Origin of the sequence: Collimonas sp. OK242, assembly GCF_900107095.1 — a bacterium.
Classification (GTDB): domain Bacteria; phylum Pseudomonadota; class Gammaproteobacteria; order Burkholderiales; family Burkholderiaceae_D; genus Collimonas.
Genome location: NZ_FNOR01000014.1, coordinates 26,425 through 48,392, shown reverse-complemented (window position 1 = coordinate 48,392; position 21,968 = coordinate 26,425). Strand labels below are relative to the sequence as shown.

The 21,968-nt window shown below is 57.1% G+C and carries 23 protein-coding genes; 21 read left to right on the top strand and 2 right to left on the bottom strand.

The window, feature by feature from the left end; genetic code table 11:
• The first annotated feature begins 1 nt into the window (after position 1).
• The 8 genes from BLV81_RS16290 (at position 2) to BLV81_RS16255 (ending at position 6,399) form a co-directional block, all read left to right on the top strand.
• Complete coding sequence (locus BLV81_RS16290; RefSeq protein WP_176992862.1) at positions 2 to 1,183, top strand: beta-ketoacyl-ACP synthase; 1,182 nt, start codon at positions 2 to 4, stop codon at positions 1,181 to 1,183.
• 14 nt (positions 1,184 to 1,197) lie between these two features.
• Positions 1,198 to 1,683 carry a hotdog family protein gene (locus tag BLV81_RS16285; protein ID WP_092358343.1) on the top strand — a complete coding sequence of 162 codons (486 nt, stop codon included), beginning with the start codon at positions 1,198 to 1,200 and terminating at the stop codon, positions 1,681 to 1,683.
• Complete coding sequence (gene fabG / locus BLV81_RS16280; protein WP_092358145.1) at positions 1,680 to 2,447, top strand: 3-oxoacyl-ACP reductase FabG; 768 nt, start codon at positions 1,680 to 1,682, stop codon at positions 2,445 to 2,447. The genes BLV81_RS16285 and fabG overlap by 4 nt, the downstream gene beginning before the upstream one ends.
• 8 nt (positions 2,448 to 2,455) lie before the next feature.
• On the top strand, positions 2,456 to 3,712 hold the full coding sequence (locus BLV81_RS16275; RefSeq protein WP_092358341.1) for a beta-ketoacyl-ACP synthase: 1,257 nt from the start codon (positions 2,456 to 2,458) through the stop codon (positions 3,710 to 3,712).
• A gap of 1 nt (position 3,713) precedes the next feature.
• A complete protein-coding gene (locus BLV81_RS16270) occupies positions 3,714 to 4,412 on the top strand; it encodes a 4'-phosphopantetheinyl transferase family protein (RefSeq protein WP_092358143.1) in 699 nt (232 codons plus the stop codon).
• Between the two features lie 250 nt (positions 4,413 to 4,662).
• A complete protein-coding gene (locus BLV81_RS16265; RefSeq protein WP_255365278.1) occupies positions 4,663 to 5,340 on the top strand; it encodes a CsgG/HfaB family protein in 678 nt (225 codons plus the stop codon).
• A gap of 26 nt (positions 5,341 to 5,366) precedes the next feature.
• Positions 5,367 to 5,726 carry a DUF4810 domain-containing protein gene (locus BLV81_RS16260; RefSeq protein WP_092358139.1) on the top strand — a complete coding sequence of 120 codons (360 nt, stop codon included), beginning with the start codon at positions 5,367 to 5,369 and terminating at the stop codon, positions 5,724 to 5,726.
• 10 nt (positions 5,727 to 5,736) lie between these two features.
• Entirely contained in the window at positions 5,737 to 6,399 is a 663-nt protein-coding gene (locus BLV81_RS16255) for a DUF799 domain-containing protein (protein WP_092358137.1), read from the top strand.
• A 165-nt stretch (positions 6,400 to 6,564) separates the two neighbouring features.
• On the opposite strand, the gene BLV81_RS16250 is transcribed toward BLV81_RS16255, so the two are convergent.
• Positions 6,565 to 7,068: a polyhydroxyalkanoate granule-associated phasin gene (locus BLV81_RS16250; RefSeq protein WP_143036354.1), complete on the bottom strand. Its 504-nt coding sequence runs from the start codon at positions 7,066 to 7,068 to the stop codon at positions 6,565 to 6,567.
• 346 nt (positions 7,069 to 7,414) lie between these two features.
• On the opposite strand from BLV81_RS16250, the gene surE reads away from it, so the two are divergent.
• The 5 genes from surE (at position 7,415) to rlmD (ending at position 12,636) form a co-directional block, all read left to right on the top strand.
• The gene (surE, locus tag BLV81_RS16245; RefSeq protein WP_092358133.1) at positions 7,415 to 8,152 is read left to right on the top strand and encodes a 5'/3'-nucleotidase SurE; all 738 of its coding nucleotides are present in this window, start codon (positions 7,415 to 7,417) and stop codon (positions 8,150 to 8,152) included.
• On the top strand, positions 8,149 to 9,003 hold the full coding sequence (locus BLV81_RS16240) for a protein-L-isoaspartate(D-aspartate) O-methyltransferase (RefSeq protein ID WP_092358131.1): 855 nt from the start codon (positions 8,149 to 8,151) through the stop codon (positions 9,001 to 9,003). Before surE ends, BLV81_RS16240 begins: the two co-directional genes overlap by 4 nt.
• Before the next feature lie 102 nt (positions 9,004 to 9,105).
• Positions 9,106 to 10,092 carry a peptidoglycan DD-metalloendopeptidase family protein gene (locus BLV81_RS16235; protein WP_092358129.1) on the top strand — a complete coding sequence of 329 codons (987 nt, stop codon included), beginning with the start codon at positions 9,106 to 9,108 and terminating at the stop codon, positions 10,090 to 10,092.
• Positions 10,093 to 11,118, top strand: a complete 1,026-nt coding sequence (gene rpoS / locus BLV81_RS16230) for an RNA polymerase sigma factor RpoS (RefSeq protein ID WP_092358127.1) — start codon at positions 10,093 to 10,095, stop codon at positions 11,116 to 11,118.
• Between the two features lie 165 nt (positions 11,119 to 11,283).
• Complete coding sequence (gene rlmD, locus BLV81_RS16225; RefSeq protein ID WP_092358125.1) at positions 11,284 to 12,636, top strand: 23S rRNA (uracil(1939)-C(5))-methyltransferase RlmD; 1,353 nt, start codon at positions 11,284 to 11,286, stop codon at positions 12,634 to 12,636.
• A gap of 80 nt (positions 12,637 to 12,716) precedes the next feature.
• On the opposite strand, the gene BLV81_RS16220 is transcribed toward rlmD, so the two are convergent.
• Positions 12,717 to 13,412: a Bax inhibitor-1/YccA family protein gene (locus BLV81_RS16220; RefSeq protein ID WP_092358123.1), complete on the bottom strand. Its 696-nt coding sequence runs from the start codon at positions 13,410 to 13,412 to the stop codon at positions 12,717 to 12,719.
• Between the two features lie 280 nt (positions 13,413 to 13,692).
• Between BLV81_RS16220 and ndk the strand changes: the two genes are divergently transcribed.
• From ndk to bamB, 8 genes are all read left to right on the top strand, one after another.
• Positions 13,693 to 14,103, top strand: a complete 411-nt coding sequence (ndk, locus tag BLV81_RS16215) for a nucleoside-diphosphate kinase (protein WP_092358121.1) — start codon at positions 13,693 to 13,695, stop codon at positions 14,101 to 14,103.
• A 216-nt stretch (positions 14,104 to 14,319) separates the two neighbouring features.
• Entirely contained in the window at positions 14,320 to 15,495 is a 1,176-nt protein-coding gene (rlmN, locus tag BLV81_RS16210) for a dual-specificity RNA methyltransferase RlmN (protein WP_092358119.1), read from the top strand.
• Positions 15,492 to 16,334, top strand: coding sequence for a type IV pilus biogenesis/stability protein PilW (gene pilW, locus BLV81_RS16205; RefSeq protein WP_092358117.1), 843 nt, complete (start codon positions 15,492 to 15,494; stop codon positions 16,332 to 16,334). The genes rlmN and pilW overlap by 4 nt, the downstream gene beginning before the upstream one ends.
• Complete coding sequence (locus BLV81_RS16200) at positions 16,327 to 17,334, top strand: helix-turn-helix domain-containing protein (protein ID WP_092358115.1); 1,008 nt, start codon at positions 16,327 to 16,329, stop codon at positions 17,332 to 17,334. Before pilW ends, BLV81_RS16200 begins: the two co-directional genes overlap by 8 nt.
• 32 nt (positions 17,335 to 17,366) lie before the next feature.
• Entirely contained in the window at positions 17,367 to 18,632 is a 1,266-nt protein-coding gene (ispG, locus tag BLV81_RS16195; RefSeq protein ID WP_092358113.1) for a flavodoxin-dependent (E)-4-hydroxy-3-methylbut-2-enyl-diphosphate synthase, read from the top strand.
• Between the two features lie 53 nt (positions 18,633 to 18,685).
• Positions 18,686 to 20,065, top strand: a complete 1,380-nt coding sequence (hisS, locus tag BLV81_RS16190; protein WP_092358111.1) for a histidine--tRNA ligase — start codon at positions 18,686 to 18,688, stop codon at positions 20,063 to 20,065.
• A gap of 61 nt (positions 20,066 to 20,126) precedes the next feature.
• Complete coding sequence (locus BLV81_RS16185) at positions 20,127 to 20,777, top strand: YfgM family protein (RefSeq protein ID WP_092358109.1); 651 nt, start codon at positions 20,127 to 20,129, stop codon at positions 20,775 to 20,777.
• Between the two features lie 21 nt (positions 20,778 to 20,798).
• Positions 20,799 to 21,950, top strand: a complete 1,152-nt coding sequence (gene bamB, locus BLV81_RS16180; RefSeq protein WP_092358107.1) for an outer membrane protein assembly factor BamB — start codon at positions 20,799 to 20,801, stop codon at positions 21,948 to 21,950.
• Positions 21,951 to 21,968: the final 18 nt, after the last annotated feature.

The following is a 21,968-nucleotide window of genomic DNA, read 5'->3' as shown; positions in this document are numbered from 1 at the left end:
CATGCTTTATCTCAATCAACTCGGCATGATTTGTCCGCTTGGTGACAACCACGCAGAGATCAGCCGCCGCCTGTTTGCCGGCGATAGCGGCGTCGCCATGACGCCGCGCTATTCGCAATCACGGGAGCGGGAACTGGCGCTGGGTTGCGTGGAGACTGTTCTGCCGGACAGCGGCATGCTGCCGCTGGGCCAGCGCAGCCGCAATAACCAGCTTGCATTGGCGGCGCTGGCGCAGATCCGGCCGCAAGTGGACGCGGCCATACGGCAGTTTGGTGCGGACCGGGTGGCGATCGTGCTCGGCACCAGCACCTCCGGCATCGCACAGAGCGAAGCAGCGTTTCGCTATCGGCTGGCAAACGGCGGCTTCCCTGCTGATTTTGGCTATGCGCAGCAAGAAATGGCTTCGCCGGCGGCGACGCTGGCATCGGTGCTGGGCGTGACCGGGCCCGCCTACGTGCATTCCAGCGCTTGCGCGTCGAGCAGCAAGGCGATGGCCAGCGCTGCCCGTTTGATTAACATGGGACTATGCGATGCGGTTCTGACCGGCGGGGTTGATTCTCTGTGCGCCTTCACCGTGGCCGGATTTGCCGCACTGGAGTCGGTCAGTGCTGCGCGCTGCAATCCGTTCAGCGCCAATCGTAACGGCATCAATATCGGCGAGGGCGCAGCCTTGTTCTTGATGAGCAAGGTTGAGGCAGCCGTGAGCTTGCGCGGCTGGGGCGAATCGTCGGACGGGTATCATATTTCAGCACCGGATCCTTCCGGCGCGGGTGCCCGCAGCGCAATGGAGCAAGCGCTGGCGCGCGCGGGCGTGAGGCCGAAACAAATCGATTATATCAACCTGCATGGCACTGCTACCGTGCAAAATGATGCCATGGAAGGACGGGCGGTTGCCGCCATATTCGCTGACCATGTGGCGCTAAGCTCGACCAAACCTTTTACCGGCCATGCGCTGGGAGCAGCCGGTGCGCTGGAGGCCGGCCTATGCTGGCTGGCAATGCAAGACAATAATCCGCAGGGCCGGCTGCCGCCGCATTTGTGGGATGGCGTCAGCGATCCTGGCTTGCCGCAGCTTAATCTGCAGCCCGTCGGCGCTCGCCTTGGACGGCCATTGCGTTTGGCTTTGAGTAATTCTTTTGCATTTGGCGGCGCCAATGCAAGTTTGCTGCTGGGACGTGAATGATGAATCAATCAAGCATGAGTCAATCGGGCCCGGATCAGCCGGGTGCGGTCGAGACCCTGGATATCCGGCGTTTTCTGCCGCACTCCGGCGCCATGGTCTTGCTGGACCGGCTGCTGGAAGCCGGGCCGGAAGAGTTGCTGGCTGAGACGGCCATCCGCCCGGACAGCATGTTTTGCGACGGCCATGGCGTGCCCGGCTGGGTCGGCGTCGAATATATGGCGCAGGCGATTGCCGCCTACGCCGGGCATACCGCACAGTTGCGCGGCGAGCCGGTGAAAATCGGCTTCTTGCTGGGAACCCGGCGCTATGAAAGCAGTTGTCCCGTTTTTGCTGTCGGCAGCCTGCTGAAAATACATGTGAAAAGAATACTGCAGGCAGACAATGGGATAGGATCGTTCGAATGCCATATCCATGCCGGCAGTCAGCAACTGGCGAGCGCCACCATTACCGTGTTTCAGCCGGCTGACGCGGCTGTTTTTCTTGAGGGAAGTAGCGAATGACGTTGGAATTGAACAGGGCGGACTCCCCGGCTGCCCGCCTGAACAAGAGCGTGCTGGTCACCGGTTCCAGCCGCGGGATCGGCAAGGCGATTGCATTGCGGCTGGCGCGCGAAGGTTACGATATCGTCTTGCATTGCCATCAACGGCGCGAGGCCGCAGATGCCGTGGCGCTGAGCGTGCGCGAGCTGGGCGTGCAAGCGCGTGTCTTGCAATTTGATATAGGCGACCGCCAGGCCAGCGCCGCCGCCTTGCTGGCAGACGTCGAGCAACACGCTTGTTATTACGGCGTGGTGTGCAATGCCGGTGTGGCGCGCGACAACGCTTTTCCCGCCATGCCGGGAGAGGATTGGGATCTGGTGCTGAAGACCAACCTGGATGGTTTCTACAATGTCCTCAATCCCTTGGTGATGCCGATGGTGCAGCGGCGCGCGGCGGGCCGTATCGTGACCTTGGCTTCGGTATCTGGATTGATAGGTAATCGCGGACAAGTCAACTACAGCGCCGCCAAGGCGGGGATTATCGGCGCCACCAAAGCGCTGGCGATCGAGCTGGCCAAGCGTAACATCACGGTCAATTGCGTCGCGCCCGGCTTGATAGAAACCGACATGATCAATGAGCTGCCGTTGGACGAAGCACTCAAATTGATTCCTGCGCGCCGCGTCGGCAAACCGGAGGAGGTGGCGGCGACGGTAGCATTCCTGATGCATGCCGATGCCGCATATATCACGCGCCAGGTGATTTCGGTCAACGGAGGCATGGCATGAGCGGCGGCATGAGTAGCAGCGTGAACAATACGGCGGCAGTACGGCGGGTAGTAGTGACCGGCATGGCCGGCATCAGCCCGATCGGTAACGACTGGAGCAGCATTCGCGCGCATCTCGGCAGTTATCGCAACGCCATAGTACGGATGGAAGACTGGGCTGGTTACGATGGCTTGAACACCCAGTTGGGCGCTCCTGCCGTGGAATTCGCATTATCCGATCGCTATAACCGCAAGAGCATGCGCAGTATGGGAAGGGTGGCGTTAATGGCGACCCGCGCCAGCGAGCTGGCCTTGATCGACGCCGGCCTGATTGACGATCCTGTGTTGAAAAGCGGCGCTTGCGGCATCGCCTACGGTTCTTCTGCCGGTACGCCAAAGGCGATTGGCGATTTTGGCCGGATGATGGACGAACGCAGCACGCGCGGTATCAACGCTACTACCTATATCAAAATGATGGCGCATACGGCGCCGGTCAATATCGGCGTGTTTTTTGGCATTACCGGCCGGGTTATCACCACTTCCAGCGCCTGCACTTCCGGCAGCCAGGGGATAGGCTATGCCTATGAAGCGATCCGTAGCGGCCGCCAGCAAATCATGGTCGCCGGCGGCGCCGAGGAATTATGCGCTACCGAAGCAGCGGTATTCGATACGCTGTTTGCCACCAGCGTGCGCAATGACACGCCAGCCTTGACGCCGCGTCCATTTGACAGCAGCCGCGACGGTTTGGTGATCGGCGAGGGCGCCGGCAGCCTGATTCTGGAGGATTTCGAGCATGCGCGTGCCAGGGGCGCAAAGATGTACGCTGAAATCGTCGGTTTCGGCACCAATAGCGACGGCTGTCACGTCACCCATCCGAACGCCGACACCATGCAAGTCGCGATGACGCTGGCGCTGGCCGATGCCGCATTGCCGGCAGAGGCGATCGCTTATATCAATGCCCATGGCACCGGTACCGAACAGGGCGATATTGCGGAATCTCACGCGACCGCCGCCGTATTCGGCCGGCATACGCCGATCAGCTCGCTCAAGAGCTATACCGGACACACACTAGGCGCTTGCGGCGCTCTGGAAGCCTGGATCGGCATCGAAATGATGCGCTCCGACTGGTTTGCGCCGACCATCAATCTGAAGCAAGTCGATCCACACTGCGCCGAGCTGGACTACATTGTCGATCAGGGCCGCAGCTTGCAATGCGAATATTTCATGTCGAATAATTTTGCGTTTGGCGGCATCAATACATCGTTGATTTTCAAACGCCTGGATTAAAATGCCATCCGCGGTCATCCTGCTGCACAACGCCAATCAGCTGGCGGACGATGACCGCGACCGTTTCCTTGCCTGTTTAAGTACAGAGGAGGTGTTGCGTTACCAGCGCTTCCTGCGGCCGTTGCGCCAGCGTGAATTTTTGCTGGGGCGGATATTGCTGCGTTTCGCCGTCGCCCGCCTTGCCGGCGTCGCAACTGACGCCGTGTGCGTCACCGAGCGCAAGAACCAGGCGCCATTGGTGCAGCTGCCGGCCACGAGCGCCACGCCTCCGCACTTCAGTTTGTCTCACAGCCGCGGCTGGGTAGCTTGCGCCGTCAGCGCCGATACAGCGTTGGGTCTCGATATAGAGACGCTGGATGCCGAGCGCGACGTCGACGCCATCGGCCGCGCCGCTTTTTCCGTGGCCGAGAGCAATTGGTTGGCCAGCCGTCCTGCCGGCGATAAAGTGGCGGACTTCTATACCTTGTGGAGCAGCAAAGAGGCAATCTTCAAACTGATGTCGGCTCAGGCGGGCGGCGCTGCACCGCCTGATCAAGTAGCCGCCGGCGTATGCTTGCGATCGGGGCCAGGGTGGCATGCCCGCACGTGGTCGCAACAAGGCCTGGCAATGACGCTATGCAGCGGCGATCGCTTGCAATCGGTAGCGCGGATTTGCCTGCGCGGCGCTACGCCGTCGGCTTGGTCGCAGCAGTTAAGTTAGCCTTGTTGCATCTCCCATCGGCTGTATTTCACCGGGCTCAATAATCATGCCTAAAAACAACACTTCGCTAAACATTGCAAAAAATACACTTTCTTAATGGACGAAGTCTTGCAAGAGTGTTAAATTTGCGCCCTGACAACTTTCCGGGTTGAAATGTCAACTCGAAGATGGTCGGTAAACACCGCTGATTCTTCAGCTATTTTTTTTCTTATTGTCGATTGCCCCTATGGGGAGATGTGGAGATGAGCCCTTGAAACAAATTAGATTGATTCCGATCCTGGCGGCCGGCGCGCTGCTGTCCGCATTGGGTGGTTGCGCCACCGAGAGCTCCAACGCGCTGCCGGTGCAGAAGGTAGAGACTGCCAACAAGCCATACAATGGCGCGCGCACCCTGATCGCAGTGGGTAAATTCGATAACCGTTCCAGCTATATGCGCGGCATCTTTTCCGACGGCGTCGATCGCCTTGGCGGACAAGCCAAGACCATTCTGATCACGCATCTGCAGCAAACCAATCGCTTCAATGTCCTGGATCGGGACAATATGGAAGAGATCAGGCAAGAGGCTGCGCTGAAGAAGCAGGCGCAGGCTCTGAAGGGGGCCGATTTTGTCGTCACCGGCGACGTCACCGAGTTTGGCCGCAAAGAAGTCGGCGATCAGCAACTGTTCGGTATCCTCGGCCGCGGCAAGACACAGACCGCTTATGCCAAAGTCAACTTGAACATTGTTAACATCAAGACTTCCGAAGTGGTGTATTCCATCCAGGGCGCTGGTGAATACAATCTGGCTGCGCGCGAGATCATCGGTTTTGGCGGCACCGCCAGCTACGACTCCACGCTGAACGGCAAAGTGCTTGACCTGGCGATGCGTGAAGCCATCAATAAGCTGACCGCCGCTATCGACTCCGGCGCTTGGCAACCTGCTAAATAATAACAACCCGGAACTTGCCAAATATCATGAAGAACAAATTTGCAAAACGGCATGCTTTGCCATTTGCCTTGACGGCCTGCGCCTTGCTGGCAGGCTGCAATACACCGCCTAAACCGCTTTATCAGTGGGAGAGTTATCAACCGCAGGTCTATGAATACTTCAAGGGACAGGCTTCGGTAGAGCAGGTGACAGTCCTGGAGCGGGATCTGCAAAAAATCCGTGCCACCGGGAGCAAACCGCCGCCGGGATATCACGCTCAGCTGGGAATGTTATATGCCAGCCTGGGAAAAGACGAGCAAGTGGTGCAAGAATTCCAGACAGAGAAAGAACTGTTTCCGGAATCGTCGACTTACATGGATTTCTTAATGAGAAAATTCAAAAAATAAGAGGGTGGACATGTTAGAAAAGATTCTGAAATCAGTTGTTTGCTTGTCGGTGGCGATTCTGGCTGCGGGTTGCGCCGCACCGGTCAAGCAACTTGACTATACGGCGTTCAAGCAAAGCCGCCCTAAAACCATCTTGATATTGCCGCCGCTGAATGAGTCGCCGGATGTCAAGGCGACATACGGCATGCTGGCGCAAATGAGCTATCCCTTGGCCGAGGCTGGTTATTACGTGTTGCCGGTGGCGCTAGTCGATGAAACGCTCAAGCAAAACGGCATGACTGCGGCGGCAGACAGCCATGCTATCGCGCCGGCTAAATTGCAGGAGATCTTCGGCGCCGATGCAGCGCTGTACGTCACTATCAGCAAATACGGTTCGGTTTATACGGTGCTTAACAGCGCCGTGGTGGTAACCGCCAATGCCAAGCTGATGGATTTGAAAAGCGGAGCCCTGTTGTGGTCCGGCACCGCCAGTGCTTCCAGCGCTGAAGGAAGCAATAATGGTGGCGGCGGTCTGATCGGGGCGCTGGTTGCTGCCGCCGTCAATCAAATCGTCAACAACGTTACCGACAGAGGGTTCACCATTGCCGGCTTGACCAGCCAGCGATTATTGTCGGCTCAACAGCCGAACGGCATCCTGTATGGTCCGTATTCGCCGAAATACGGTACTGACTGATGTGACTGATGTAACCCGCATGACCATGCCAAGGTTTGGCATGGTCATGCGGCTTTCAAATTTGAATTTTCAAATCTCCAGCCTATGTATTTGCGGTACTTCCTGCGGCATTTTCTGCAATGCTTCCGCCTGACGCTGGCTGCGACTGCTTAGTCCCGATATCTCTCAGAGTTTATTCAAGCGTTTTGCGTTGGCTGTGGCCCGCGCATGGATCGGATGCAACCCGGTTTGGGCAATATTCGCCAGCGAAGTGTTGAACTGCGACACCGCCTCGGCAGAGTTGCGGATGGTGTCATGCGCCAGCTTGCTCTGCCGGCGTCCCGACTGATGCAGCGTGCTGCTGCTGGCCACCGCTGCCAGGTTGACGGCGCCGTCCAGCATGTGCTGTATCGCCAGGCTGGCAGCTTCCTGGTGCAAGCTCATTATCCGAATCGCCATGGCGTGCACCGACTCCGCTGCCGCTTCCATTTTTTCCTGGCCCATCAGCGTGAATTCATGGCGGTCGCGTTGGCTTGGCGCCGGCCCGGCCAGCGCCATTTGGGCGGTGCGATGGCCGATCACTTGCGCGGAGGCGTTCATCATTTCCCCGGTTTTGAACAACAAGTCGGTCCAGTCATTAAGAGGGATAGGGCTGGCGGCGAGAGCGTTGCGGACTCGGTACGATTTCATGGGGACTCCTTGATCGTCTGAACAGGTGAATTGATTGAACGGCGGTCTTGCCGCAGGACGTTACGCCTGTCTGATGCAGGTCGGCAGTGGTTCAGCTTTGACTCTTGTGCCGTTTGGAGACGCTTACTGATGCAGCGTATGTAATGTAGTCTTGATAGCGCTAACAATACCTGTTTTTCCGCGTCTGCTGTGAATTTTGTGCGGCGCTGCAACATAATTTTACAATTCAACGATTTGCATGCTGAAAAGGCAAGCAAATCGATTTCTTATGCGTCTATAGGATGCGGCTGCTTAAATTTCCAAAATCTTCATAAATCAGTAACATTGCTTCGGGTAAAATCCAAATATGAAAATATTGATCAGCAACGACGATGGTTATTTGGCGCCGGGTATTATCGCACTGGCGAATGTACTGACACCGATTGCCGAAATCGTGGTGGTAGCCCCGGACAGCAATCGTTCCGGCTCTTCCAATTCGCTGACGCTGGATCGGCCTTTGTCCGTGCAGCGCGCTGACAACGGTTTTTATTTTGTTAATGGAACGCCGTCTGATTGCGTGCACATAGCCTTGACCGGTTTACTGAATTTTCGACCGGATCTGATTGTTTCCGGTATCAATCAGGGCCAGAACATGGGCGATGACACTCTCTATTCCGGCACCGTTGCGGCGGCCACCGAGGGGTTTTTGTTTGGCATTCCCGCCATCGCTTTTTCGCAATTGCACAAAGGCTGGGACGAGCTGGAAGCGGCGGCCACGGTGGCGCGTGAAATCGTCGAGCGCCGCTTTGATAATCTGCCGCAGCCCTACCTGTTGAATGTGAATATTCCCAACCTGCCGTACGATCAACTGAAAACCATGGTGGCGACCCGGCTCGGAAAACGGCATGAATCGGAAGCCGTCGTCAAGGACAAGGATCCGCACGGCCGCGACATATACTGGATCGGACCTGCCGGCGCCGCGCGTGACGCCGGCGAGGGCACGGATTTTCATGCGACAGCCAACGGTCACATCTCGATCACTCCGTTGCAGATCGATTTGACGCATGCGGCACAATTGGCCGCGCTGAGGAAAGACTTGTCATGACCGACAAGGCCAAGCGTTTCCCGCTGACGCTAGCGTCGGTAGTCGATCAGAAATCCAAAGCCGATCATAGCAAACGAAGCGTCGCCACCCCGCAGACCGCGACTAAAAATGCTGCCTGGGACAGTTCCCGGCCTGCGCCTGCAGCGCCTGTCAGCAAACCGATGGCGCGTCCGGCGCAAACCGCAAGCCGTGTCGAGCGCTCCGGCTCCATGGTTTCCGATGGCGTGCGCAAGGCCATGGTGGATCGGGTTGCCAGGCAGGGCGTGAAGGACGCCAAGGTGCTGGCAGCCATGGAGGCCGTGCCGCGCCATATGTTCATGGAGCCGGGCTTGTCCAGCCAGGCATACATAGATGCTTCGCTGCCGATCGGCCATCATCAGACTATTTCGCAGCCGTATATCGTCGCCCGCATGATAGAGATCATGCGCGACAACCAGCAAGGCGGCGTCTTGAATCGCGTGCTGGAAATCGGCACCGGCTGCGGCTACCAGGCGGCGGTATTGTCTCTGGTTGCGAAGGAAGTGTACTCGATAGAGCGGATCAAGCCCTTGCACGAACTGGCAAGAAGCAACTTGCGTCCGCTGCGGATTGCGAACATCCGCTTGCATTATGGAGATGGTATGCTTGGCCTGCCCCAAGTTGCCCCTTTCGACGGTATCATACTGGCTGCAGCCGGCCTTGAAGTACCGCAAGCTTTACTGGACCAATTGACGATCGGCGGCCGTTTGGTGGCGCCGGTCGGCTCCCGTCATCAAGTACTGCAGCTCATCCAGCGAACAAGTAAATTTGATTGGACCAGTACCACACTGGAAGACTGTCATTTTGTGCCTTTGCGTGCCGGAACGGTTTGAGTGTGCTGGCGTGGTTTGGCGACTCAAATGACAAATAAGTTGACGAACAAATTGACGAATAATCAGCGGCCCTGTCGCACATACATAATAAATGTAATGAGAATGAAGAAAACTCGCTTTATAGCTTTGGGATTAACGGTAGCTACGCTTGCCGCATGCACCACTCCGCGTACTCCCGCTCCGGTTGTGGAGCGGCGCTCGGGCGGCAGCGTTACTGCCACGGCCGCAGCCGATACCTCGCGCGCTGCAGAAGGGCGCGGTTCTTATACCGTGAAAGCGGGCGATACCTTGTATCGGATTGCACTTGATTTCGGTCAAAGCCCGCGCGATATCGTGGCCTGGAACAAGCTGGAAAACGCCAATGACATCAAGGTCGGCCAGGTTTTGCGGGTGCAGCCTGCGGATGGCAATTCGGGGGCGGCCGGCGGCGCGCAGATCGGCAATGTGGCGTCCGGTTCGGGGGTTGAAGTGAGGTCTCTGTCGGCGCCGCCGTCCACTGCTGCGGCGGGCAATGGCGGCAATGCCGGCAACAAGAGCGGGCCGCGCGGCGACAAACGTCCGTATTCCGAGAGCGCGCTGGCTGAGTTGCAAAAGCCGGATGCGGCGTCGTCCAGCGAGGCGCCGAAAGCGGCGCCGGCGGCCGTGGCGTCTGCCGCTACTGCGGCTGCCAACACTGCGGCCAATGCGGCAGCCTCGACAGCGGCGCCGTCATCCGGCGACGAGGATCGTGTGGACTGGATGTGGCCGGCAGAAGGCAAGCAGGTCGCTTCTTTCGATCAAGGCAAGAAAGGCATCGACATTTCCGGCAAAGCAGGGCAGGCCGTGGTTGCGGCAGCCGGCGGCAAGGTGATGTATGCAGGCAGCGGTATTCGCGGTTATGGCAATTTGGTTATCATTAAACATACCAGCAACTTGTTGTCCGCTTACGCGCATAATAAGACAATCTTGGTGAAAGAGGGGCAGACGGTGAGCAAGGGCCAGAAGATTGCCGAAATGGGGAATTCGGACAGCGATGCAGTCAAGCTGCATTTCGAAATCCGCCAGCAAGGCAAACCTGTCGATCCATCGAAATTCTTACCTAGTCGATAAATGAGCAAACGGCCGACAGATCATCAGGATGACGAGCATGACGCGTCGTCGGAGCAGTTTACCGACGACGAGCAAGAGGATGTCGATGCTGCCGTCGCCGGGCAGGATGCTGACGACGAAGTCGTGGTCGATGGCGTGGTCGTTGTGGTCGATGGTGTCGAAGAGCTGAAGAAGGTATTGGCAGCCGAGCTGTCGACCGACACCACGCAGCATTACCTGAATCAGATCGGCACCCGGCCGCTGTTGTCTGTGACCGAAGAAGTACATTTCGCGACCTTGGCGAAACAAGGCAATTTTGAAGCCCGGCAGAAAATGATCGAACACAATCTGCGCCTGGTGGTGTCGATTGCCAAGCACTATATCAACCGTGGCGTAGCCTTGCTCGATTTGATCGAGGAAGGCAATCTCGGCCTGATGCGGGCGATCGACAAGTTCGAGCCTGAGCGCGGCTTCCGGTTTTCTACTTATGCCACCTGGTGGATACGCCAAAGTATCGAGCGCGCCATCATGAACCAGGCGCGCACCGTCCGCCTGCCGGTGCATATGGTGCGCGAATTGAACCAGATTCTGCGTGCCAAATATCACCTGGAAGCGCAGCACCACGACGGCAAGGACGCCAGCGCTGAAGATATCGCGCATTTGGTGGACCGTCCGGTGGAAGATGTGCAGGATGTGCTGGCGTTGTCGGAGCATGCCGCATCGCTGGATGCGCCGCTGGATCAGGATCCGCTCGCCAGCCTGATGGATCTGCTGCCGAGCGCGACTGAGGAAAATCCCGATTCGCGTGCCGAACAGCAGGAAATGTCGATCCTGGTGCGGGTCTGGCTGGAAAAGCTGACCGACAAGCAGCGTAATGTGATCATGCGCCGTTTTGGCCTGGATAACGACGATCCTTCGACACTGGAAGAGCTGGCGGCCGAAATAGGCGTCACGCGCGAGCGGGTGCGGCAGATTCAGCAAGAGGCTTTGATCAAGCTGAAGCGCTTGCTGGGCGCCAAGGGTGTCGGCAAGGACTCCTTTCTGTAGCTTGGGCATAAGGTCGACATAAGGCGCCCATGCGGGCAAATATGGCGTCGCCGCTATTTTTCTTTATAATCCACCCCTTTATCCGATCAGCCGGGAACAGCGTAATTCGCCGCAAGGCAGGCCTTGGCGGCTCTTGAACACTTTCCCGCAATTCTAGAATTTTCTATGCAACAAGATACTATCGATATCAAATCCCTCGACATGGATGCGCGCGGGATCGGCCATCTGGAAAATGAAGACGGCAGCCAGGGCAAGGTCATTTTTGTTGAGGGCGCTTTGCCGGGCGAACGCGTGAGTTTCGTGTCGTATCGCAAGAAGCCGAAATGGGAAGCGGCCACCATGACCGCCCTGCACAAGGAATCGGTATTGCGGGTGAAGCCGCGCTGTGCGGTGTTCGGCCTGTGCGGCGGCTGCGCCATGCAACACCTGGAGCCGACTGCGCAGGTAGCCATCAAGCAGCGGGTATTGGAAGATAATTTGTGGCATATCGGCAAGGTCAAGGCGGAATCCATGTTGCGCCCGATTTACGGGCCGACCTGGGGTTATCGCTACCGCGCCCGTATTTCAGTGCGCAATGTGCCTAAAAAAGGCGGGGTGCTGGTCGGTTTCCATGAAAGAAAATCATCTTTCGTCACGGACATGAAGGCCTGTGAAGTCTTGCCTGCGAATGTGTCAGCGATGCTGGTGCCCTTGCGTCACCTGATCGCTTCGCTGAGCCTGATTGACCATATTCCGCAGATCGAACTGGCGATCGGCGAAGGGCCGCAGGGCAAGGTTACGGCACTGGTACTGCGCATCATGGCTGGGTTGACGGCAGACGACGAAGTCAAGCTGAAAGCATTTGCCGATCAATATCAAGTCAACTGGTGGCTGCAAACCGCGGGCCCGGACAGCGCCTATCCGTTTTATCCGGAGCAGAGCGAGTTGTATTACACCCTGCCGGAATTCGGCGTACGCATGCCTTTCAAGCCCACCGATTTCACTCAGGTGAATCACCAGATCAACCGGGTAATGGTGGCGCGTGCCTTGCGTTTGCTGGATGTGCAGCCGCATGAGCGAGTGGCCGATCTGTTTTGCGGCCTGGGAAATTTCACTCTGCCTTTAGCCACCCAGGCGGTGGAGGTAGTCGGCATCGAGGGTAGCCAGGCTTTGATTAACCGCGCAGGCGAGAATGCCGCGGTGAATCAACTGGGTGAGAAGACCACCTTCTATTGCCGCAACCTGTTTGAGGCCAGCGCCGAGGATTTTGTCGCGCTGGGCAAGTTCGACCGGATGCTGATCGATCCGCCGCGCGATGGCGCAGCGGCGGTGTGTGAGGCGATCGTTGGCCTGGCTGCAATTGGCCAGGCATCGATGATGCCGAAGCGGATTGTGTACGTCTCCTGCAACCCTTCGACCCTGGCGCGTGACGCCGGCTTGCTGACGGCGGGCGGCTATCGCTTGAGCCAGGCCGGGGTGGTGAACATGTTCCCGCACACTGCGCACGTGGAGTCGATTGCGGTGTTTGATTTGCCTTGACCGGGCTTGCGGCTGCAAATAAGACTGCAAATAAAAAACCGGCCAAAAGGCCGGTTTTTTGCATGAACATCCAGTTTTGCTCAGTTCCGGTTGCCGCCGAAAATGCCTAACAGGGAAAGCAGATTGACAAAGATGTTGTAGACATCCAGGTACAGGTTCAGTGTTGCGGAGATGTAATTGGTCTCGCCGCCATTGATGATGCGTTGTACGTCATACAAGATATAGGCAGAGAAAATCGCGATGGCGATTACCGATACCGCCAAGTAGAGCGCTGGCACCTGCAGGAAAACATTCGCCAGAGACGCCAGCAACAGCACCACTACGCCGGCAAACAGCCATTTCCCCATGTTCGAGAAATCGCGCTTGCTGACCGTTGCGATACTTGCCATCACGACAAAAACACTGGCGGTGCCGCCGAACGCCATCATGATCAGCGTGGCGCCGTTGGAGAAGCCGACCAGTGTATGGCCGATCAGGCGCGACAGCATCAGGCCCATGAAGAAGGTGAAGCCGAGCAAGAGCAATACGCCCCAGCCGGTGTTTTTGGTCTTTTCAATTGCATAAAAGAAACCAAATGCGACGGCCATGAAGGCCATGAAGCCGATCAGCGGACTGTTTCTAAAGAAACTGAAATCCATCTGTACTCCAAGCCAGGCGCCGGCAATCGTCGGCAGCATGGACAGCGCCAGCAGCCAGTACGTATTGCGCAGTACGCGGTGCTGCGCGCTCAGTGCGGTGCTGCCCGGCGAGTAGGTCGATTGCAGATTTTGATCCATCAGGGACTCCTTTGAAAATTGCAAAAGTATTAAACTGTTGCGATCATAGCATTTACCAACGCATCTTTACATCAGACAGTACAGCCGCAAAGTGGTTCTCTGCAGGCTGTCTGCGCTTCTTAATGATCGGCAGCTTGCGTTTTGGCTGCTTATGACGATTCTATATGGGTGTTTCGTGTTAAAATCAAAGGTTGATTGAATTAGTTAGAATTCGTTTCGAATCATTAGGCGATCATTTAAATACGCACCTTAACCCTTTCTTTTTATTGGAGTTTTTCAGATGGCAATTGAACGCACCCTGTCGATTATCAAACCGGACGCAGTCGCAAAGAACGTAATCGGCCAAATTTACACCCGTTTTGAAAACGCCGGCCTGAAAATCGTTGCTGCCCGCATGACACATCTGTCGCGCGCAGAAGCCGAAGGTTTCTACGCGGTTCACCGCGAGCGTCCTTTCTTCAAAGACCTGGTTGATTTCATGATCTCCGGCCCAGTAATGATTCAAGCGCTGGAAGGCGAAAACGCAGTATTGAAGCACCGCGACCTGATGGGCGCAACCGATCCTAAGAAGGCAGAAAAAGGCACCATCCGTGCTGATTTCGCTGATTCGATCGACGCTAACGCAGTACACGGTTCGGATGCAGTAGAAGCGGCAAAAGTTGAAATCGCTTATTTCTTCCCAGCAGCCTAATTGTCGCAAGTAGGTGTCTTAAGTAATTGTCGTAAATAGATGCTGTAAATAAGTACTGCAGGCAAGTCAAAATAAGTCAAAACTTGTTTGTGACTTGCTTTGCAAACTGATGTAGTTGCTTTAAATGTTTTATTTACTTGGTTGGGGGACGGGGTAATTCGCCGCACTTGGCTGCTTTTAAACTCTGTCCCGCAATTATTTTAAATTGGAAATGCCATGACTGCTCTCACCAACCTGCTGGATCTGGATCCCGCACAACTGACCGCTTATTGCGGCGAGTTGGGTGAGAAGCCGTTTCGCGCAAAGCAACTGCTGCGCTGGATTCATCAATTCGGCGCACACGATTTCGATGCAATGACCGACCTGGCCAAGTCATTGCGTGACAAGCTCGCTACCCGGGCGCTGATCGCCGCTCCCGCCGTGATCAGCGACCACACCTCGACCGACGGCACGCGCAAGTGGCTGCTCGATGTTGGTCAAGGCAATGCGGTGGAGACGGTGTTTATCCCCGAAGAGAACCGCGGCACCCTGTGTATTTCGACGCAGGCCGGCTGTGCGGTGAATTGCCGCTTTTGCTCTACCGGCAAGCAAGGCTTCAGCCGCAATCTGACGGTCGGTGAAATTATCGGCCAATTGTGGATGGCTGAATTCGAGCTGCGCAAATCCAAGGGCGTCGAGCCGGGCCATAAAGGCGAGCGCCAGATCACCAACGTGGTGATGATGGGCATGGGCGAGCCCTTGTTGAACTACGAACCGACAGTGACGGCGCTCAAGTTGATGCTTGACGATAACGCCTACGGTTTGTCGCGTCGCCGGGTGACTCTGTCTACCAGCGGCGTGGTGCCGATGATCGATAAGCTGTCACAGGATTGTGCGGTGGCGATGGCGGTATCGCTGCATGCTTCCAATGACACCTTGCGTGACGGCCTGGTGCCGCTGAACAAGAAATATCCGCTGCGCGAACTGATGGCCGCCTGCAAGCGCTATCTGGAGTTCGCGCCGCGCGACTTCATTACCTTCGAGTACTGCATGCTGGACGACGTCAACGATACCGACGCCCATGCACGCGAATTGATCGCCCTGGTGCAGGGCCAGGCAGGCGGACCTGCGGTCCCTTGCAAATTCAATCTGATTCCGTTCAATCCGTTCCCGGAATCCGGTTTGAAGCGCTCGAATAATCCGCGCATCAAAGCCTTTGCCCAGATCCTGATGGACGCCGGCATCGTCACCACCGTGCGCAAGACGCGCGGCGACGATATCGATGCTGCTTGCGGCCAGCTCGCCGGCGAGGTGCAGGATAGGACGAAGGTGCAGGAGCGGATGCAGAAAATGACCGAATATCAACAAAAATTCGGCAAGAATTTTGGCCGCATCATCGAGGTGTCTCAGTGATAAAACAAGTAAGTAGCAAGCTGGAGGGCTGGCATGGCCGGCTGCTGTTCGCCGCGACCGCGTTGTCGCTATTGACTGGCTTGAGTGCTTGCGGCAATCAACCGCTTAGCAGCGACAGCGAGGGCGGTTCGCGCCGCGAACTGGCCACCAGCTCCGATCAGACCGAAGCGCAACGCCGGGCCGGCATTCGTCTGCAGCTGGCAGTCGGCTATTACGAGCAGCACCAGCTGGCGGTGGCGCTGGACGAGATCAAGCAGGCCGTGGCGGCAGATCCCGAGCTGGCCGATGCCTATAGCGTGCGCGGACTGATCTATATGGAAATGGGTGAGAACCGGCTGGCCGACGATAATTTTCAGCGTGCCTTGCGGAGCGCCCCGAACAATCCGGACTATGCCAATAACTATGGCTGGTTCCTGTGCCAGACCGGACGGCCGAAGGAGTCGATTGCGCATTTCGAGACCGCCCTGAAAAGCCGTAACTACCAGTCGCCGGCAAAGGCGCTGACGAATGCCGGTGTTTGCAGTCTCAAATTCAACGACACCGTGGCGGCGCAACGCTATCTGTCGCAAGCCTTCCAGTTTGACGCCGGCAATCCTCTGACGAATGCCAAGCTGGCGCAGCTGGCGTATGACCGTAACGATTACGAGCGGGCTCGGTTTTATATTGGTCTCGTATTAAAAAACGATGTGCAAAATGCGGAAGCACTATGGACCGCAATCAAAGTGGAGCGAAAGTTGGGTGACACAGCTGCAGAAGCAAGTTTGGTGACGCAATTACGCCGTCGGTTTGGCAACTCCTCGGAGTTCGCAGCGTACCAGCGCGGAGCATTTAATGAGTGAGCCTGAACAGCTGAAAGCTGAATATGCCGGGTCGGCAGATGTGGAGCACGTCGTGCCCGAAACCGCTGGTGCCGGCCAGCTCTCGCTCGGCGCGCAACTGGCCAGCAAGCGCGAGCAGCTCGGCTGGTCGGTGCCGGATGTGGCCAGCCACCTGAAGCTGGCGCCACGTCAGATCGACGCCATCGAAGCCGACAATTATGCCGCTTTGCCGACCATGGTGATGACGCGCGGTTTTATCCGTTCCTACGCAAAATTGCTGGGTCTGGACGCGACGGCCTTGTTGGCGACCATTTCGCCGGCAGTTGCAGCGCAACCGGCGGTCAGCCCGATCCATAGCCAGTTGTCGACGCCTTTCTCCGAGTCGCCCTTCCATTTGATGGGGCGTAGTAAATTTGCCTATAAATGGCTGGTGGTGCTGGCTGTGCTGCTATTGCTGCTGGCTGTGGCGATACGGTTTGACGTATTGCCAGGTCTGCAGAACGCAATACAGTCGTTGACTGCAAAGTCGCCTGCCGCGGCGGCCGCCTTTGCAGCCGGCGGCGAAGATAAGGCCAGCGTGCCTGTTGTAGCCGCAGAATTGCAAGCGGCCGATGCTGCAGCTAACGCTGCTTTGACTGCTGCTCCAACTGCGCAAGCAAATGGTGCGGCTGGTTCTGAAGCGGACGCGAATGCTGCGCCGGCAAACGCTGCTGCTGACGCCGCAACAAATGTCGCAACAAATAACGTAACAAACACCGCGGCAGCTAATCCGGCTGCCGGCGGTGGCGGCGAACTGGTCCTGAATTTCCGGCAGGATTCGTGGGTCGAAATCAAGCGCGCCGACAACACCGTGCTGATCTCGCGCCTGGCCAAGGCGGGCAGCACGGAAGCGGTCGATATGTCGCAACCGGTCAATGCCATTATCGGTAATATTGCCGGTGTCGACGCTACATTGCGCGGCGCGCCGCTGGATCTGAAGGCCGGCTCCAAAACGAATGTGGCCAGAGTGAGCTTGAAATAAGCGTGGCCGAGAGAGAGAAGCGAGAGAAACCCATGCCGCAAACAAATCTGCCGATCGGCTCAGGTCCCAGCGTGCGCCGCCTTAGCCGCAGCGCGCTGATCAGTTATGGCGAACGCAAGATAATGGTTGGCGGCGGCGCGCCGGTAGTGGTGCAGTCCATGACCAATACCGATACCGCTGACGCCGTCGGCACCGCGATCCAGATCAAGGATCTGGCGCGCGCCGGTTCCGAGCTGGTACGCATTACGGTAAATAATCCGGAAGCGGCTGCCGCAGTGCCGGCGATCCGCGAGCAGCTGGACAAGATGGGTATAGATGTGCCGCTGGTTGGAGATTTCCACTATAACGGCCACACGCTGTTGAACGACTATCCGGAGTGCGCCAAGGCATTGTCGAAATATCGGATCAATCCGGGCAACGTCGGCAAAGGCGCCAAGCGCGATACGCAGTTTGCGCAAATGATCGAGGCTGCCTGCAAGTATGATAAACCGGTGCGGATCGGCGTCAACTGGGGTAGTTTGGACCAGGCTCTGCTGGCCCGTATCATGGATGAAAACGCCTTGCGCAGCCAGCCATGGCCAGCGCAGGCGGTGATGTATGAAGCCTTGGTTACCTCGGCGATAGAGAACGCGCAAAGAGCGGAAGAGCTGGGCCTGAAGGGCGACCGCATCATCTTGTCTTGCAAGGTATCCGGGGTTCAGGATCTGATCGCGGTATATCGCGAGCTGGCGCGGCGCTGCGATTATCCCTTGCATCTCGGCTTGACCGAAGCCGGCATGGGCAGCAAGGGCATTGTCGCTTCGACGGCAGCCTTGTCGGTGCTGCTGCAAGAAGGCATTGGCGACACCATACGGATTTCGCTGACGCCGGAACCAGGCGGCGATCGCACCAGAGAAGTGATTGTCGGACAAGAGATCCTGCAAACCATGGGCTTGCGCAAATTCGCGCCGATGGTGATTGCCTGCCCTGGTTGCGGCCGCACCACCTCGACGGTGTTCCAGGATCTGGCTGACAAGATTCAAACCTATTTGCGCGATCAGATGCCGGTCTGGAAAAAAGCCTATCCCGGCGTCGAAGGCATGAATGTGGCGGTGATGGGTTGCATCGTGAACGGCCCTGGCGAATCGAAGCATGCCAACATCGGCATCAGTTTGCCTGGCACCGGCGAATCGCCGGCGGCGCCGGTGTTCATCGATGGCGAGAAAAAGCTGACCCTGCGCGGCGACAAGATTGCCGAAGAGTTCCAGGCAGTGGTGCTGGATTACGTGAAAAGCCATTACGCTCAGCCCGCAGCTTGATCCGACTAAAATTAATCACGAAATACTAATCACTACCGGTGTATTGAAAAAGAATGTCAGAAAATAAGAAAGCCGAAAAAATCGTCGGCGTAAAAGGAATGAACGATATCCTGCCGGCCGATGCGGCCTTGTGGGAGCTGTTTGAAAACACGGTGGAATCGGTGCTGAAGAGCTACGGTTTCCAACAGATCCGTACGCCCATCGTCGAATCCACCGCATTGTTTGCGCGCGGCCTTGGCGCGGTGACCGACATCGTCGAAAAGGAAATGTACTCGTTCATCGATTCGATGAACGGCGACAACCTGACCTTGCGCCCTGAAAGCACCGCCGGCGTAGTGCGCGCCGCGATTGAACATAATCTGACTTACGACGGCCCCAAGCGGCTCTGGTACAGCGGTCAGATGTTCCGCCACGAGCGTCCGCAGCGCGGCCGTTACCGGCAATTTCATCAGGTAGGCGCAGAAGCCATCGGCTTTACCGGCCCGGATATCGACGCCGAGCTGATCATGATGTGTCAACGGCTGTGGGACGATCTCGGTTTGCAGGATGTAAAGCTGCAATTGAATTCGATCGGCGATGCGGAGGAACGTAATCGTCACCGCGCCGACCTGATCGCTTACTTTGAACAGCATCAGGCTTTGCTGGATACTGACGCGCAACGGCGTTTGCATAGCAATCCGCTGCGCATCCTGGATACCAAGAATCCGGCCATGCAGGAAATGGTCAACGGCGCGCCGCAATTGCTAGCCTATCTGGGTGAGGAATCGCGCGCCCATTTCGACGGCGTGCAAAAAATCCTGAATCACAACAACATTCCTTTCGCCATCAACCCGCGCCTGGTGCGCGGCATGGACTACTACAACCGCACCGTGTTTGAGTGGGTCACCGATCAACTCGGTTCGCAGGGTACGGTGTGCGGCGGCGGTCGTTACGATCCGCTGGTGGAAATGTTTGGCGGCAAGCCGACGCCGGCCTGCGGTTTTGCGATGGGTATCGAGCGCTTGCTGGAATTGATGCGCGCCAACGGCGAGCAAGCCGTGCGTAACGAATGCGACGTCTACCTGGTGCATCAGGGCGAGGCGGCGCAGCTGCAATCGTTCGTCCTGGCTGAGCGTTTACGCAATGCCGGACTGGATGTTGTGCTACATTGCGCCTCGGCCAATGCCGGCGGCAGCTTCAAGGCGCAGATGAAGCGCGCGGACGCCAGCGGCGCCGCCTACGCTATCATCATCGGCGAAGACGAAGTGGCCAACCATACCGCTACCGTCAAGACCTTACGTGCCGAAGTCGACGGCGAAAAAGCTAGTGCCGGCAATCAAAGTGTCGTACCTTTCGATGCGGTGAGCGATTATCTGGTTGATCAGATCGTCGGCGCCGGCGGCGACCACGATCATGACCATGGCGATCATGAACACGTTCATTATCACCACTAGATTCATCGTTAAGTTAATCACCAAGTTCACCACTAAATTCATCACTAAAAACTAAAATCATATGGCATTCGATCTCGACGAACAGGAACAACTGGCAACGCTTAAGGATTGGTGGAAGAAGTACGGCAATCTGACGACCTGGGTAGTGATTATCGCCCTGGCTGCTTACGCCGGCTGGTCTGGCTGGAATTACTATCAGCGTAGCCAGTCGTTGCAGGCGTCGCAGCTTTACGACGAGCAGCAAAGAGCCGTGGCGAGCAAAGACAATGCCAAGGTACAGCGCGCCGCTGCCGACATACAGCAGAAATTCGGCCGCACCGCCTATGCCGGCATGGCTGCATTGTCGGCCGCCAAGGTCGCTTTCGATGCCAACGATCTGAACGCAGCGAAAGATCAGTTGCAATGGGTGGTCGATCATGGCCGCAGCGAAGACTACAAGGCGCTGGCCAGAATCCGTTTGGCCGGCATCCTGCTGGATCAGAAGGCCTACGACGATGGCTTGAAGGTGCTGGCGGCAGACCTGCCGGCGCCTTTCGCCAGCGCTGCAGCTGATCGCAAGGGCGACATCCTGGTAGCGCAGAACAAGCTGGACGAAGCGCGCGCCGCTTACCAACTGGCTTTGGATAAGATGGATAGCAAGAATCCTGGCAAGGAATTGATTCAATTGAAACTTGATGCGATTGGCGGAGCTCCCGCCAAAGCTGCCGCCTGATAATTCGGAAAAAGGAAGAATATGCGTGTGAAGACTATGCGAGCGGTTGCTACGGTTGTTTATGCTGGCGCTGTGTTGGTATTGGGTGGCTGCTCCTTGTTCAGCGGTAAGAAACCGAGCAATCCGCCGGCGCCTTTGGTCGAGTTTACGCAAAGCCTCAAAGTGCATCCGGCCTGGACCCAGTCGATTGGCAGCGCCTCCATCTTTTCTTTTTCGCCTGCTGTCGTCGACGGTAGCGTGTATGCGGCGGCAGCTGACGGCACTGTTGCCCGCATCGATGCCGCCAATGGCACGGTTGCCTGGCGCATCAATGCCGGCATGCATTTGACTGGCGGCGCCGGCAGTGACGGTTCCACGGTTGCAGTGGCGGGTGAAAAGGGTATTGTGCTGGCGTTTGACGCTCAGGGTAAAAAACTGTGGCAGGCACAAGCTTCCAGCGAGATATTGTCGGCGCCGGCAGTAGGCCAGGGGCTGGTGATCGTACGTAGCCAGGATAACCGGATTGCCGCTTATGATGCGGCGACCGGCGAACGTCGCTGGGCCGTGCTGCGTACCTTGCCGCCGCTGACTTTGCGCTCGGCGCCTGGCATTCTGGTTGTTCCGCAAGCAACTTTCCTGTCCTTGCCGGGTGGCCGTCTGTCAGCGTTGAACCTGACCAACGGCGGCCCATGGTGGGAAATGGCGATCGGCGATCCACGCGGCACTACGGAGCTGGAGCGGGTTGCCGATGCTTCCGGCACGCCGGTTATTATCGGACGTGAAGTCTGTGCTGTCGCGTACCAGGGCCGGGTTGGCTGTTTTGACGCCGGCAGCGGTACCGCGCACTGGGTCAAGCCATTCTCCAGTGGTGTCGGCGTCGGTAGTGACGGCAAGAACGTCTATGCAGCTGACGAACATGGCGCTGTTTCAGCGTTCACCTTGGACAGCGGTACGGTAGTATGGCAAAACAAACAGCTCGCCAATCGTGTGCTGACTACCCCGGTAGTATTGGGCGATACGGTAGCCGTGGGTGATTTTGAAGGATATATTCACTTCTTGTCACGTGAAGACGGCGCATTGAAAGCACGAATTCGTGCAGATAGCAGCCCGGTCCTGTCTAATCCGGTGGTGGCAGGTTCTAATGTGATTTTTCAAACAAAATCCGGAACACTAATTGCTGTTACTACAGAGTAATAGCTTAGTGAAAATAAC

What these genes read in the sequence shown, in the direction of transcription:
- BLV81_RS16290 (WP_176992862.1), top strand. Translation starts at nt 2, where the DNA reads ATGCTTTATCTCAATCAACTCGGCATGATTTGTCCGCTTGGTGACAAC.
- BLV81_RS16285 (WP_092358343.1), top strand. Translation starts at nt 1,198, where the DNA reads ATGAGTCAATCGGGCCCGGATCAGCCGGGTGCGGTCGAGACCCTGGAT.
- fabG (WP_092358145.1), top strand. Translation starts at nt 1,680, where the DNA reads ATGACGTTGGAATTGAACAGGGCGGACTCCCCGGCTGCCCGCCTGAAC.
- BLV81_RS16275 (WP_092358341.1), top strand. Translation starts at nt 2,456, where the DNA reads ATGAGTAGCAGCGTGAACAATACGGCGGCAGTACGGCGGGTAGTAGTG.
- BLV81_RS16270 (WP_092358143.1), top strand. Translation starts at nt 3,714, where the DNA reads ATGCCATCCGCGGTCATCCTGCTGCACAACGCCAATCAGCTGGCGGAC.
- BLV81_RS16260 (WP_092358139.1), top strand. Translation starts at nt 5,367, where the DNA reads ATGAAGAACAAATTTGCAAAACGGCATGCTTTGCCATTTGCCTTGACG.
- BLV81_RS16255 (WP_092358137.1), top strand. Translation starts at nt 5,737, where the DNA reads ATGTTAGAAAAGATTCTGAAATCAGTTGTTTGCTTGTCGGTGGCGATT.
- BLV81_RS16250 (WP_143036354.1), bottom strand. Translation starts at nt 7,068, where the DNA reads ATGAAATCGTACCGAGTCCGCAACGCTCTCGCCGCCAGCCCTATCCCT.
- surE (WP_092358133.1), top strand. Translation starts at nt 7,415, where the DNA reads ATGAAAATATTGATCAGCAACGACGATGGTTATTTGGCGCCGGGTATT.
- BLV81_RS16240 (WP_092358131.1), top strand. Translation starts at nt 8,149, where the DNA reads ATGACCGACAAGGCCAAGCGTTTCCCGCTGACGCTAGCGTCGGTAGTC.
- BLV81_RS16235 (WP_092358129.1), top strand. Translation starts at nt 9,106, where the DNA reads ATGAAGAAAACTCGCTTTATAGCTTTGGGATTAACGGTAGCTACGCTT.
- rpoS (WP_092358127.1), top strand. Translation starts at nt 10,093, where the DNA reads ATGAGCAAACGGCCGACAGATCATCAGGATGACGAGCATGACGCGTCG.
- rlmD (WP_092358125.1), top strand. Translation starts at nt 11,284, where the DNA reads ATGCAACAAGATACTATCGATATCAAATCCCTCGACATGGATGCGCGC.
- BLV81_RS16220 (WP_092358123.1), bottom strand. Translation starts at nt 13,412, where the DNA reads ATGGATCAAAATCTGCAATCGACCTACTCGCCGGGCAGCACCGCACTG.
- ndk (WP_092358121.1), top strand. Translation starts at nt 13,693, where the DNA reads ATGGCAATTGAACGCACCCTGTCGATTATCAAACCGGACGCAGTCGCA.
- rlmN (WP_092358119.1), top strand. Translation starts at nt 14,320, where the DNA reads ATGACTGCTCTCACCAACCTGCTGGATCTGGATCCCGCACAACTGACC.
- BLV81_RS16200 (WP_092358115.1), top strand. Translation starts at nt 16,327, where the DNA reads ATGAGTGAGCCTGAACAGCTGAAAGCTGAATATGCCGGGTCGGCAGAT.
- ispG (WP_092358113.1), top strand. Translation starts at nt 17,367, where the DNA reads ATGCCGCAAACAAATCTGCCGATCGGCTCAGGTCCCAGCGTGCGCCGC.
- hisS (WP_092358111.1), top strand. Translation starts at nt 18,686, where the DNA reads ATGTCAGAAAATAAGAAAGCCGAAAAAATCGTCGGCGTAAAAGGAATG.
- BLV81_RS16185 (WP_092358109.1), top strand. Translation starts at nt 20,127, where the DNA reads ATGGCATTCGATCTCGACGAACAGGAACAACTGGCAACGCTTAAGGAT.
- bamB (WP_092358107.1), top strand. Translation starts at nt 20,799, where the DNA reads ATGCGTGTGAAGACTATGCGAGCGGTTGCTACGGTTGTTTATGCTGGC.